The organism is Nonomuraea maheshkhaliensis (assembly GCF_039529435.1).
GTDB lineage: Bacteria > Actinomycetota > Actinomycetes > Streptosporangiales > Streptosporangiaceae > Nonomuraea > Nonomuraea maheshkhaliensis.
In genome coordinates this window covers 1-12,294 of record NZ_BAAAMU010000131.1, presented here as the reverse complement: position 1 = coordinate 12,294, position 12,294 = coordinate 1, and the positions used below count along the sequence as shown (strand labels likewise).

At 73.3% G+C, this 12,294-nt stretch carries 14 protein-coding genes; 7 read left to right on the top strand and 7 right to left on the bottom strand.

The window, feature by feature from the left end:
* The 3 genes from ABFX54_RS46955 to ABFX54_RS46945 form a co-directional block, all read right to left on the bottom strand.
* On the bottom strand, nt 1–1,675 hold a 1,675-nt coding region (locus ABFX54_RS46955; protein WP_346113579.1), incomplete at its 3' end, for a proton-conducting transporter transmembrane domain-containing protein.
* On the bottom strand, nt 1,672–2,148 hold the full coding sequence (locus ABFX54_RS46950) for an NADH-quinone oxidoreductase subunit B family protein (RefSeq protein ID WP_346113600.1): 477 nt from the start codon (nt 2,146–2,148) through the stop codon (nt 1,672–1,674). The genes ABFX54_RS46950 and ABFX54_RS46955, both read right to left, overlap by 4 nt.
* Complete coding sequence (locus ABFX54_RS46945) at nt 2,129–2,482, bottom strand: ArsR/SmtB family transcription factor (protein ID WP_346113578.1); 354 nt, start codon at nt 2,480–2,482, stop codon at nt 2,129–2,131. Before ABFX54_RS46945 ends, ABFX54_RS46950 begins: the two co-directional genes overlap by 20 nt.
* A gap of 207 nt (nt 2,483–2,689) precedes the next feature.
* On the opposite strand from ABFX54_RS46945, the gene ABFX54_RS46940 reads away from it, so the two are divergent.
* Entirely contained in the window at nt 2,690–3,559 is an 870-nt protein-coding gene (locus tag ABFX54_RS46940; RefSeq protein ID WP_346113577.1) for a universal stress protein, read from the top strand.
* Between the two features lie 27 nt (nt 3,560–3,586).
* On the opposite strand, the gene ABFX54_RS46935 is transcribed toward ABFX54_RS46940, so the two are convergent.
* The 4 genes from ABFX54_RS46935 to ABFX54_RS46920 all read right to left on the bottom strand — a co-directional run bounded on the left by ABFX54_RS46935 (nt 3,587) and on the right by ABFX54_RS46920 (nt 6,121).
* The gene (locus ABFX54_RS46935; RefSeq protein WP_346113576.1) at nt 3,587–4,252 is read right to left on the bottom strand and encodes a response regulator transcription factor; all 666 of its coding nucleotides are present in this window, start codon (nt 4,250–4,252) and stop codon (nt 3,587–3,589) included.
* Nucleotides 4,249–5,433 carry a sensor histidine kinase gene (locus ABFX54_RS46930; protein ID WP_346113575.1) on the bottom strand — a complete coding sequence of 395 codons (1,185 nt, stop codon included), beginning with the start codon at nt 5,431–5,433 and terminating at the stop codon, nt 4,249–4,251. The genes ABFX54_RS46935 and ABFX54_RS46930 overlap by 4 nt, the downstream gene beginning before the upstream one ends.
* Nucleotides 5,426–5,851, bottom strand: a complete 426-nt coding sequence (locus tag ABFX54_RS46925) for a hypothetical protein (protein ID WP_346113574.1) — start codon at nt 5,849–5,851, stop codon at nt 5,426–5,428. Before ABFX54_RS46925 ends, ABFX54_RS46930 begins: the two co-directional genes overlap by 8 nt.
* Nucleotides 5,852–5,989: 138 nt before the next feature.
* On the bottom strand, nt 5,990–6,121 hold the full coding sequence (locus ABFX54_RS46920; RefSeq protein ID WP_346113573.1) for a hypothetical protein: 132 nt from the start codon (nt 6,119–6,121) through the stop codon (nt 5,990–5,992).
* On the opposite strand from ABFX54_RS46920, the gene ABFX54_RS46915 reads away from it, so the two are divergent.
* From ABFX54_RS46915 to ABFX54_RS46890, 6 genes are all read left to right on the top strand, one after another.
* Nucleotides 6,107–6,850: a hypothetical protein gene (locus ABFX54_RS46915; protein WP_346113571.1), complete on the top strand. Its 744-nt coding sequence runs from the start codon at nt 6,107–6,109 to the stop codon at nt 6,848–6,850. The genes ABFX54_RS46920 and ABFX54_RS46915 overlap by 15 nt on opposite strands.
* Nucleotides 6,851–6,949: 99 nt before the next feature.
* Complete coding sequence (locus ABFX54_RS46910; protein ID WP_346113570.1) at nt 6,950–7,702, top strand: ABC transporter ATP-binding protein; 753 nt, start codon at nt 6,950–6,952, stop codon at nt 7,700–7,702.
* Nucleotides 7,687–9,519 carry a hypothetical protein gene (locus ABFX54_RS46905; RefSeq protein ID WP_346113569.1) on the top strand — a complete coding sequence of 611 codons (1,833 nt, stop codon included), beginning with the start codon at nt 7,687–7,689 and terminating at the stop codon, nt 9,517–9,519. Before ABFX54_RS46910 ends, ABFX54_RS46905 begins: the two co-directional genes overlap by 16 nt.
* A 34-nt stretch (nt 9,520–9,553) precedes the next feature.
* On the top strand, nt 9,554–10,762 hold the full coding sequence (locus ABFX54_RS46900; RefSeq protein ID WP_346113568.1) for a sensor histidine kinase: 1,209 nt from the start codon (nt 9,554–9,556) through the stop codon (nt 10,760–10,762).
* The gene (locus ABFX54_RS46895) at nt 10,759–11,379 is read left to right on the top strand and encodes a response regulator (RefSeq protein ID WP_346113567.1); all 621 of its coding nucleotides are present in this window, start codon (nt 10,759–10,761) and stop codon (nt 11,377–11,379) included. The genes ABFX54_RS46900 and ABFX54_RS46895 overlap by 4 nt, the downstream gene beginning before the upstream one ends.
* A gap of 139 nt (nt 11,380–11,518) precedes the next feature.
* Entirely contained in the window at nt 11,519–12,199 is a 681-nt protein-coding gene (locus ABFX54_RS46890; protein ID WP_346113566.1) for a CBS domain-containing protein, read from the top strand.
* Nucleotides 12,200–12,294 lie beyond the last annotated feature (95 nt).

Here is a 12,294-nt window from a genome sequence, read left to right as displayed (position 1 = left end):
TGAACCGTACCAGGCCGAGCACGGCCGCGACGGCGGCCACCAGGGCGACGGCGATGAGCAGCGGCGAGATCATCCCCGAGACGCCCGCCAGCCGCAGCGTCAGCTCCCCGCTGACCACGTCGCGCCCGGGGAAGATCACGCCGACGGCGCGGCCGAGCGCGGGCACGACCAGCGTGGGGGCCAGCGCCAGCACCACGCAGCTCACCGCCGCGAACGTCATCGCGGCCAGCATCGACGGCGGGCTCTCGGTCGCCCGCTCGGCCTCGGCGTTGCGCGGCCGGGCCAGGAAGCCCACCCCGAACGCCTTGACGAAGGTCGCCACGGCCAGCCCGGCCGACAACGCGATCACCCCGACGGCCAGCGGCATCGTCACCGCGCCCGCCACCCCGGCGCCGGGCAGGGCGTGGATCAGGCTCTGCAGCAGCAGCCACTCGCTGACGAAGGCGTTGCCGGGCGGCAGCGCCGAGGCGCACAGCGCGCCGACGGCGAACACGGCCGTGGTGCAGGGCAGCCGGGTGCGCAGCCCGCCCAGCGCGTCGAGGTCGCGGGTGCCGGTGGCGTGCAGCACCGAGCCGGCCGACAGGAACAGCACCGTCTTGAACGCCGCGTGGTTGACCACGTGGAGCAGGGCCGCGGCCAGCGCCAGCGCGGCCGGCACGGGGAGGCCGGAGACGGCGAAGAAGCCGGACGCGCCCACGCCGACCAGCACCAGGCCCAGGTTCTCCGTCGTGGAGTAGCCCAGCAGCCGCTTCAGGTCGGAGGTGACCGCCGCCTGGAGGATGCCGTACAGGGCCGACAGCGCGCCGGCCGCCAGCACCAGCAGCCACCACCAGGCCGGCCCGCCGCCCAGCAGGTCGAGCCCGACCCTGATGATCCCGTACGCGCCCAGGTTCACCATCGCCGCGCTCATCAGCGCCGAGACGTGGCTCGGCGCCTCCGGATGCGCCCGGGGCAGCCAGACGTGCAGCGGCACGATGCCGGACTTGGAGGCGAACCCGGCCGCCGTCGCCAGGAACACGACGGTCGCGGCGCCCGAGGACAGCTCGGCGGCGCGCAACTGGGCGAAGCTCTCGCCGGCGGCCCCGGCGGCGAACGCCACCAGCCCGGTCAGGATCGCGACGAGGCCGAGGTGCGTCATGACCGCGTACCAGAGCCCGGCGCGGCCCACCTCCGCCCGCCGCCGGTGCTCGGCCAGCACCAGCAGCAGCGAGGTCACCGCCATCAGCTCCCAGGTGAGCAGGAACGTGCTCACGCTCGCCGCGGCGGGCACCAGCAGCAGGGCCGCCACGAAGAGCGGGAGCACGGCCTGGAACAGGCGCCCGTCGAGGCCGTGGGCGCAGTAGCCGATGCCGTAGATCGCCGCGCACACGGTCACCAGCCCGGTGACCGCGATGAACACCCCGCCCAGGGGGTCGATCGCGAGCCGCACGCCGGCCAGGGGCAGCAGGTCCGGCAGCCAGGCCGACCAGCTCGGGCCGGGCCCGCCCGCCGGACCACCCAGAGAAACGCCGCCCGCAAGGGCGAAGACTCCCGCCGCCGCTCCCACGGCCCCCGCGACCGCGGTGCACCAGCCCGCCAGCGGCAGCCTGGCCCGCGCCGGAGCCGTCAGGGCGGCCAGCGCGGCGAGCGCGCAGCCGGCCAGGGCCGTCACGTACAGGGTGCCGACGAGGTTCATCGGCCGGTCAGCCCGCGCAACGCCGCCACGATCTCCTCGGGACGCGGCGGGCAGCCCGGCACCTCCACGTCCACGTCCACCACGTCGCGCACCGCCCCGGCCACGCCGTACGCGCCGGCGAACACGCCGCAGTCGCGGGCGCAGTCGCCCAGCGCGATCACCAGCCGCGGCTCGGCGACCGCGTCGTGCGTGCGGCGCAGCGCCATCTCCATGTTGCGCGTCACCGGCCCCGTCACCAGCAGGGCGTCGGCGTGCCGCGGGGAGGCCACCAGCCGCGCGCCGTACCGCTCGGCGTCGTACACCGGGCCGAACGCCGAGGCGATCTCCACCTCGCACCCGTTGCACGACCCCGCGTCCACGTGCCTGATCTGCACCGATCCGGCGAGCTCCGCGGCCTTCTCGGGCACCTCGCCGCCGGCGCGCTCCGGGGCGGGCTCGGCCACCCGCCCCGTCTCAACGATCTTGCGCCACATCTTCTTCACCGCTCTCCAGCAGCTCGTTGAGCAGCTCGTGCTGGCCGGACAGCTTCTCGGCCAGGAGCTCGCGGGCCGCGCGCAGCAGGCCGGCCACCCGGCCGCCGGCCAGCGCGTAGACCACGGTGGTGCCCTCCCGCTGCGCGGTGACCAGGCCGGAGCGGCGCAGCACCGCCAGATGTTGCGACAGGCCGGTCGGCTCCACCTCGATCGCGGCCAGCAGTTCGCGGACCGGTTTCGGCCCGTCCTGCAGCAGCTCCAGCACCCGGATCCGGACCGGATGGCCCAGGAGGCGGAACAGCTCGGCCTTGGCCTCGTACAGCGGCACCGACATCACGGGCCCTCCGTCCCGAACACACGCACATAATGCCGCATTCATTAATTACGAATCTGCGCAATTACGATAGCGCACCCGACGGGGCGGTCCGTCCCGTGATCCCGTGCCCGCTTCCACGGCGCGACCGAGGGATAGGCCCCCTCTCATGGGGTAGCCGTTGGTGAGAGTCCGGCGGTCAGGGGTCGCGGATGCGAGGTGACAACCATGGCCGAAGTCCGCAGCGTGGTCGTCGGTTACGACGGCTCCGACTTCTCGGTCCAGGCTCTGGACTGGGCGCTCGACGAGTGTGAGCTGAGGGGGCTGCCGCTGACGCTGACGCACGCCTGGCGCTGGCCGTACGGCGAGGCGTCAGAGGAGGCCAAGCTCCATCTGCGCAAGGCGGCCGAGCACGTGCTCTCCCACGGCGCCGAATGCGCCCGCGCCACCAGCGCCGTCGACCACGTCATGACCGACCTGTACGAGGGCTCGCCCGCCGAACGCCTCGTCGAGCTGTCGGCCGGCGCCGCCCTCGTCGTCGTCGGCTGCCGGGGCCTGGGCGCCCTGGCCAGGTCGCTCGTCGGCTCGGTCACCGCCCATGTCGCCGCCCACGCGCGATCCCCGGTGATCGTCGTACGCGGCCCCGGCCCGATACCGGCGTCGTCCCGTCCCGGCCCCGTGGTCCTCGGCCTCAGCCCCGCCACGCCGGACGCGGCCCTGCAGTTCGCCTTCGACGAGGCCGCCCTGCGTCAGCTTCCGCTCGTGGCCGTGCACGCCGTGCACCTGCAGAACCTGGCATGGGGCGTGGCGATGGCGCCCGTGCCCGACGTCGAGGCCGCCACCGCGACCGGGCGCGAGCGGATGGAGGAACGCCTGGCCCCCTGGCGCGTCCGGCACACCGACGTGGGCGTGGAGGCGCAGGCCGTCACCGCGCCGGCGAAGGAGGCCCTGCGCACGGCGTCCTGCCGGGCGAGCCTGGTCGTCGTGGGCGCGGAACGGACCCGCCACCACGGCCGGCTGAGCACGGTCGTGCGGGCGATGGTCGAGCACGCCGCCTGCCCGGTCGCCGTCGTCCCCGGCGACCTCCCGGACGGGTGACGGGCGTACCTGCTCAGGACCTCGGGCTCACCCGCCGGGCCTGATCAGGCCGCTCTCGTACGCCAGGATGACGAGCTGGACCCGGTCGCGCACGTTCAGCTTGGCGATGGCCCTGGTGATGTGGGTCTTGGCGGTGAGCGGGCTGATGACGAGGCGCTCGGCGATCTCCTGGTTGGACAGGCCGAGCGCCACCAGCCTGACCGTCTCCCGCTCCCTGGAGGTGAGGGCGGCCAGCCGCTCCCCCGCGGCGGGCGTGAGGTCCTGCCGGTGGGCGAACTGCTCGATGACGCGGCGGGTCACGCCCGGCGACAGGAGCGCGTCCCCGCCGGCGACCGCGGTGACCGCGCGGCGGAGCTCCGCGGGTTCGACCTCCTTGGTGAGGAAGCCGCTGGCTCCCGCGCGCAGGGCGGCGAAGACGTGTTCGTCGGTGTCGAACGTGGTGAGGATGATGACGCGGCAGCCCCGCGTGGCCGGGTCGGTGACGATGCGGCGCGTCGCGGTGATCCCGTCGGTGCCGGGCATGCGGATGTCCATGAGGATCACGTCGGGACGGGTGCTCGACGCCAGCCGTACGGCCTCGTCGCCGTCCTGGGCCTCGCCGACGACCGTGAGGTCCCGTGAGCGGGCCAGCAGGCTGCGGAAGCCGGCCCGGACGAGCGCCTGGTCGTCGGCGAGGAGCACCGTGATCGTCATGCCGACGAGCCTGCCACAGGAATCTCGGCCCGTACGGTGAAGCCGCCGCCTGGTGCGGGCCCCGCGGTGAGCGCGCCCCCGAGTGCGCTCACCCGTTCCCGCATGCCGGCCAGACCGTGACCCCCGGCCGCCGCGGCTCCTGGGGCGGCTGCCGGGGCGCCTCGGCCGTCGTCGGTGACCTCGACGGTGATCGAGCGGGGTCCGTAGCCGATCGTCACCGCGACCTCGCTCGCGTCGGCGTGCTTGAGCGTGTTGGCGAGGGACTCCTGGACGACGCGGTGCACGGCGATGGCGGGAATGGCGGTGACGGCGGCCCGGTCGCCGCGCTCCTCGAAGGTCACCGCGAGACCGGCGGCGCGGGCGTCGGCGACGAGCGTGTCCAGGGAGGCCAGATCGGCCTGGGGCGCGGTGCCCTCCGGGCCGTCGCGCAGGACCGTGATGAGGGAGCGCAGGTCGGCCATCGCCCGGCTCCTGACGTCCTTCGCCAGGCTCAGCGCGGTGGCGGCCGCGGCCTGGTCCTCCTCCTCCAAAGCGTCGGCGGCCACGTTGAGCTGCACGCCGACGACGGCCAGCGTGTGGGCGATGACGTCGTGCACCTCGTGCGAGACGCGCAGCCGTTCCTCCGCCACGCGGGCCCGGCTGTCGGCCTCGCGCAGCTGTTCGCGCCGGCGCAGCGCGGCGGCGTGGACGCGGCCCGCCGCGATGAGGATCGCGAGGAGCAGTGCCTCCCCGGCGACGTGGACCAGGTAGCGGCTGGGGTTGAGGTCCAGGACCGGGCGGAAGTCGATCGCGGAGTGGACCAGCTGGGCCAGGCCGGCGGCGGCCGCCCACCACACGCGGGGCGTGGTGGCCACGGTGAAGTAGGCGACCGCGGCCGGCCAGATCCACCCGGCGGGAGACCAGTGCCCGGTCAGGTGGTAGACGAGGACGCCCCCGATCGACAGCAGCAGCACGGTCATCGGCCATCGGCGTCTGACCAGGAGCAGCGCGCCGAGGAACAGCCCTAGGGGGATCGGGCCCGACCAGGGGCCGTGCACCCCGGTGGCGAGGGCCACGGCGACGAAGAACACCAGGGTGACGACGGCGAGCGCGAGGTCGGTGATCCGGGCGAGGTGCCGGGCGGGGACGGCTTCGCGGCGTGGGGATGGTTCGGCCATGCGCTCAGACGTGCGCTCAGACATGGGTGACGAGGAGGGTCACGCCCGCCTCGCCGCCGCAGTCGACGAAGACGGGGCCGACGCCGTTGCCGATCCCGGGGGCGAGGGTCGCCTTCGCCACGAACCCCTTCGCGTCGTCCTTGACGATGCGGATGTCCCGCAGCACCGGGTGCTTCCTGTCCACCCCGGCCAGCACCGCCTTGAGCCCCTTGCCGCCGCCGCAGTGACCGGTGATCGTCACCCGCTGGCCTCGCCTGGTGGTGGGGTTGGGGCTCACCTGAACCACCGCCCTGGCGCCCCTCGGCGGCTTCGGCGCGACCACCACGGCCGTGCCGGCCCGGGTGGACGTATCGGCCTGGGCGCCCGCCGGTGCGCCGGCCGAGACCAGCAGACCGGCCGTCACGCTCAGCCCGGCGATCGCGGTCATCATCTTCCTGTTCATGGGGACTCCTTCGGTTCTCGTCCGGCTTGTCTCGGGGAGAAACGTTAGGCCGGGCCGAGGCGGGAGCGCGTCGTCCGTTGATCGTCACCTTGCCTTGCACCATTCGCCGTACGTTCTACCGCGAAAGGAGTAGAACGCTCACCAGGCGCTCGCCTCCACGGTGACGGCCGGCCACAGTTCCTCGCGCACGGCCTGCAGGAACGTGACCACTTCAGCGGCCACCGAGCGGTGCCGCAGGTCGTTGAGCACGTCGTGGTGGGCGCCGCGCACGACACCGAGCCGTGCGCGCCGCAGCATCTTGGCCGCCCGCGCGATCGCGTCCCGATCCGCCAGCGGATCGGCGTCCCCGGCCAGGAGCGCAGGTGCGGGACGTCGGCGGTGTTCGCGTACGCCGCGTCCAGCAGGTCCTGGGGCACGGCGCCGGCCGGCGTGCCGCGCTCCACGGCGGTGTCGCCGGTCAGGACGCCCCGGGGGGTGGGGCAGGAGGTGCGTGCGTCGAGCTCGTCCTCCCACCCGCCGCCGGCCCGCGAGCCGCTGCCGGGCAGCCCGGCCGGCACCACCGCCTGCGGCCACCACGCCGCCGTCGAGGCGGCTGTGGAGGAGGCCGTGGCGAGCAGGGCGGCGGCTCCCGCGGCGCCCAGGTCGGAGCCCACCAGCCCGCCGTCGGACATCAGAGGCTCCACCCGCCTGGTCGTCTCCGACGTCGTCTCGGAAGGCGCCCAGCGGCTCATCCCGGTGCCCGCCCCCTTCACGGGCTGGGACAGCGCCTTCTCCGCGGCAGCCGATTTCGGCGCGCTCATCCTGGTCGACCCGGCAACGATGACGCGTTACCACCCGCTGAAGATGTACACCGAGTTCGTCGAGAACTGGGTGCCGGCGCTCGATCACGGCATGACCGGCCGGGGTTACGTCTCTTATCCGGCGCCCGCCGACAACGTCTCCTCCGTCACGCTGGAGGCGGAGAACCTGGGCCAGGTCAGCAACCTCCCGATCACCTGACCGTGCTCCGGCATCAACCGATCGGTTGATGCCGGAATCCACCATCCCGCTCTCCGCCCGGGCGATCCCCCGCCCGCGTCCCGGGGCGATTCTCGAACCATGCCCGCTCTCCGTACCACCGGACTTCGAAAAGTCTTCGGCGACCACGTCGCCGCCGACGACATCGACCTCACCGTGCCCGCCGGGTCCTGCTACGGCCTGGTCGGCCCCAACGGCGCCGGCAAGACCACGACCCTGGCCATGGCCGTCGGCCTGCTCCGCCCCGACGCCGGCCGCGCCGAGATCTTCGGCGTGGACGTCTGGGGCGACCCCGTCCGGGCCAAGGGCCTGATCGGGGTGCTGCCCGACGGCAACGCCATGCCCGAACGGCTCACCGGCCGCGAGGTGCTCACGTACCTCGGCCTGCTTCGCGGCCTGCCCGCCGCCGTCGTCGCCGAGCGCACGGAAGAGCTTCTGCACGTCCTCGAACTCGACTCCGCCGAGCGGACGCTGGTCATCGAGTACTCCACCGGCATGCGCAAGAAGATCGGCCTGGCCGTCGCCCTCCTGCACGCGCCGCGCCTGCTCGTCCTGGACGAGCCCTTCGAGGCCGTCGATCCCGTCTCCGGGGCCACGATCAGGACGATCCTGCGCAGGTTCGTCGCCGAGGGCGGCTCCGCGATCATCTCCAGCCACGTGATGCCGCTCGTCGAGCAGCTCTGCGACCACGTGGGCGTCATCTCCGGCGGGCGCGTGGTGGCCGCCGGGCCGCTGGCCGACGTACGCGGCGCCGCCACCCTGGAGGAGACCTTCGTCGACCTGGTCGGCGCCCGCCCGCGAGCGACGGAGGGGCTGTCATGGCTCACGTCCTGACTCCACCGCTGCCTCCGGGCCCGGCCGTCCTGGCCCGGCACCTGATCCGCATGCGGCTCACGCTCATGCGCAACGCCCTGCGCGGCGACAACGCCTCCAACCTCTACATCGGCGGCGCGGTCGGGCTGATCCTTGCCCTGGGGACGCTCGCCGTCGCCGTCCTGTGGCCCGCCTACCTGCCGCTCTGCCTGGCCGGCTGGCTCTGCGGCTGGGTCTTCGGCCCCATCCTCATGGGAGGCGGCAGTGAGGCGCTGCGCCCCGAGTACTTCGCCATGCTCCCGATCGCGCCGGGCCGGATGGCGGCGGCGCTGCTCGCCGGCGCCTTCGCGGGCCCCGCGCCCGCGATCACCCTCATCGCCCTGCTGTCCCTGCCCGTCCACGGCTGGCGGTACGGCCTCGCCGGAGTGCTCATCGGCCTGGCGGCGGCCGTCACCACGTTCGTCACCATGGTGATGATCTCCCGGGTCATCGTGGCGGCCATCGGCCTGTTCGTCAGGTCCAGGATCACCGCGGCGGCGGTCGGCGTCGTGACCGGCGCCGCCATCGCTCTGTGCGGCAACGGCTGGGCGCCTCTCGTGGCCCTGGGCGGCGCCGACAGCGCGGTCTGGTCCGAGGTCATCTTCCGTGCGCTGCCCTCCGGATGGGGCGTGGCCGCCATCGAAGCCCCCTGGCCCCTTGCCGTCGCCATCCTCGCCGCGGGCGCCGGGGTGATCGCCCTGCTCCTGGCCGCCTGGGCGCGCCTGCTGTCGCGGCGCGTCGTCTCGGCCGCCCGCGGTGGTGTGCCGCCCCGCCGGGGCACGCCCCGCCCCTTCCCCGCCGCCGGCGGCGCCCGCGCCGTCGCCGCCAGGGAACTGCGCACCTGGTGGCGCGACCTCGTCCGCATCCAGCTGCTCGTCACCGCCTTGACGTACGCCGTCGTCACCCCGCTCCTGCTCGTCACCATCGGCACCTGGATCGTGGTGCCCTTCACGGGACTCATAGCGATCGTGGTGGCCGCCGCGGCCTCGGCCAACCTCTACGGCGCCGACGGGACCGCGCTCTGGCTCACCCTGATGACCCCCGGGGCGGAACGCGCGGACGTACGGGGCCGCCAGCTCGCGTGGCTGCTCGTCGTCGGCCCGGCCGCCGTCGTGCTCTCCCTGGCCGGGAGCCTGGTCAGCGGCGAGAGCTGGGCCTGGCCCTGGATGCTCGCCCTGCTCCCCGCGCTCCTCGGCGGTGGCGCCGGGGTCATCGTCCTGATCGCCGTCACCTCGCTCGTCCCCGGCACCGACCCGCACAAGCGCGGCGGCAACCCCCTGAGCACCGGCGCCGACGAGAGCGCCGAGACCGGTCTCGCCTGGGCCGTGCTCGTCACCGTCCCCGCCACCGCCCTGCCCGCGGCCGGCGCCGTGCTGCTCGACCCCTGGGCCGGCCTCGCCACCGGGCTGCTGACCGGCGCGCTCAGCGCCTGGGGGCTCGGCGCGATCGCCTGCCGCAGGCTGGAGAAGGACGGAATCGAGCTGCTCAACCTCATGAAGCACGGACCGGCGCCCAAGCCCGGCAAGCCGGTCATCGCCGATCTTCCCCTCCGTCACCGCGTCGGCGTCACGATCTGCCACGCCATCGCCTGGCTCCCCCTGATCCCGCAGGGACTCGTGCCGATGGTCATGAAGATCTTCGGGTTCGAGAACCCCGTGTGGTTCCTCGCCCTTCACCTCCCGTCGATCTGGCAGTGGCCGGTGATCATCTTCATGATCGCCCTGGGACTGCTCATGTACGGATACGCCTTCCTGATCCCCATGCGCCTAAGCTCGACCTCACCGGCCACCACCCGGTGAGACCCGTCCGCGCCCGAGAGGAGGGGACCCCCGGATGAACGACCCCTTCCCGCCCTCCACCTGGGAACGACGCTTCGTCGTCGCCATCGAGATCGTCCCCTATGTCACCCTCGCTGCCTCGCTGGTCATCAGTCTGGCCGCACCCGTCCAGCCCGCGGGCGGGATCCCGCGCACCCTCGCGCTCACCGGCCTGGCCCTCGCCTGGCTGATCGGCTCACGCGCCCTGCTCCCCGCCGCGATGCGCGGGCGCAGGGCCGCCGTCACCGTGCACTTCGCCGGCATGCTGGTCACCGCCGCCCTGCTGACCGCCCACGACCCCATCTTCATCATCTACTGCACGTCGGGCTTCTTCCTCGCCGCCAACTTCGCTCCGTCGAAGTGGACCTTCGCCGCCGTCGCCGCCACCTCCGTCGTGCTGTACCAGTCGACGATCGACTGGGCCCAGGCCACCGTCCAGCTCATCGCCTTCCACCTGGCGATCGTCGCCGTGCAGACCGTCGCCATCGGCGGCGGCCACATCGCCGGCGTCAAGATCGAGGAGCGGCAGCGCAAATACCGCAAGGCGGTCAGCGACCTCCAGGCCGCCCTGGAGGAGAACGCCGACCTGCACGCCCAGCTCCTCACCCAGGCCCACCAGGCCGGCATCCTCGACGAACGCCAGCGCATGGCCCGCGAGATCCACGACACCCTCGCCCAGGGCCTCACCGGCATCATCACCCAGTTACGCGCCGCCCAGCGCGTCGAGGACGCCGGCACCCACGTCGAGCTCGCGCTCGATCTCGCCCAGGACAGCCTCACCGAGGCCCGCCGCTCCGTCGCCGCCCTCCAGCCCCACCAGCTGGAGGACGCCCACCTGCCGGAAGCCATGACCGTGCTGGCCCGCAACTGGGCCCAGACCACCAGTGTCGATCTCCACGTCGAGGTGACCGGCGACCGCGTGCCGCTCAGCCCCGCCATCGAGGTCACCCTCTTCCGCGTCGCGCAGGAGGCCCTCGCCAACGTCGCCAAGCACGCGGGCGCCACCCGGGCCGGCCTCACCCTCTCCTACACCGGCTCCGTCGTCCTGCTCGACATCCGCGACAACGGCACCGGCTTCCGCGACCCCGGCGGTAAAGGATTCGGGCTCAGCAGCATGAGGCAACGCCTGCGCGGCGTCGGCGGCTCGCTGGAGATCGAGAGCACGCCCGGAGAGGGCACCGCCGTCAGCGCCACCGTCCCCGCGCTCCAAGGAAACCCGCAGTGATCCGTCTCCTCATCGTCGACGACCACCCCATCGTCCGCAACGGCCTGCGTGCCGTGTTCGAGGCCGAACCCGACATCCAGGTCGCCGGCGAGGCCGCCAACGGCCGCGAGGGCGTCGATCGCGCCACCGCGCTGGAGGTCGACGTCGTCCTGATGGACCTGCGCATGCCCGAGATGGACGGCGTCACCGCCATCACCGCGCTGCGCCGCTCCCACCCGCACATCAAGATCCTCGTGCTGACCACCTTCGACGGCGACTCCGACGTCCTGCCCGCGATCGAGGCCGGCGCCACCGGCTACCTGCTCAAGGACGCCCCCACCGACGAGCTCCTGCGCGCCGTCCGCGCCGCGGCCGCCGGTGAGCCGGTGCTGTCGCCGTCGGTCGCGGGCCGGCTGATGGGTCAGGTGCGCAAGCCGGTCAGGGCGCCCCTCACCGACCGCGAGCTGCAGGTCCTGGCCCTGGTCGCCGACGGGGCCTCCAACCGCCAGGCGGCCGCCAAGCTCTTCATCAGCGAGGCCAGCATCAAGACTCACCTACTGCACATCTACGACAAACTCGGCGTCCGCGACCGCGCCGCCGCCGTCGGCGAGGCGTACCGTCGAGGTCTGCTCAGCTAACCGGCCGGTCACAGCGACGACCTGCCGCCATGGAGAACCTGCTGCCGCGCGGACCAACGACCGTCCCGCTCGGGACCTTCGCCTCTGAACGCCGCCGCCCGCCCGAGGTGTGATGAGGGCAACCGGCAAGGAGGATGTCATGCGCAGGACCGTCGCGGACGTGATGACGGACAAGGTCGTCGCCGTATCCGCCGCCACCCCGTTCAAGGAGATCGCCGAGACGCTCATCAGCGGCGGCATCAGCGCCGTCCCGGTCACCGACGACGACAACCACGTGCTCGGCATGGTGTCGGAGGCCGACCTGCTGCGCAAGGAGGAGTTCCGCGAGCAGTTCTACCGCGAGGGCTACCGGCCCCCGTTACGCGCCCGGCTGCGCCACCCCAAGGGAAGGCGGAAGGCCGAGGGCGACACCGCCGCCGAGCTGATGACCGCCCCGGCCGTCACCATCTCGCCGCCGGCGTCCGCCGTCGAGGCCGCCCGCCTCATGGACCGCCACGGCATCAAGCGGCTCGCGGTGGTCGACTACAACGGCCGCCTCGTCGGCATCGTCAGCCGCCGTGACCTGGTCAAACTCTTCCTGCGCGGCGACGAGGCGATCGCCGCCGAGGTGCGCGACGATGTTCTCGACCGCAGCCTGTGGGCCGACACCGGCGACGTCCGCGTGGACGTGCGGCAGGGTGTCGTGACGCTGTCCGGCCGGATGGAGCGCCGCGCCGAGGCCGCGATCGCCGTCCGCATGACCGGGCGGGTCAACGGCGTGGTCGACGTCGTCGACCGGCTCACCTGGAAGACCGACGATTCGAAAGGGGAAGGCAGGTAGCCATGTCCGTGCAGAAGATCGAGAACGTCATGACCACCGACGTCGCCGCCGTCAACGAGAACGCCTCCTTCCACACCGTCGCCGAACTGCTCATC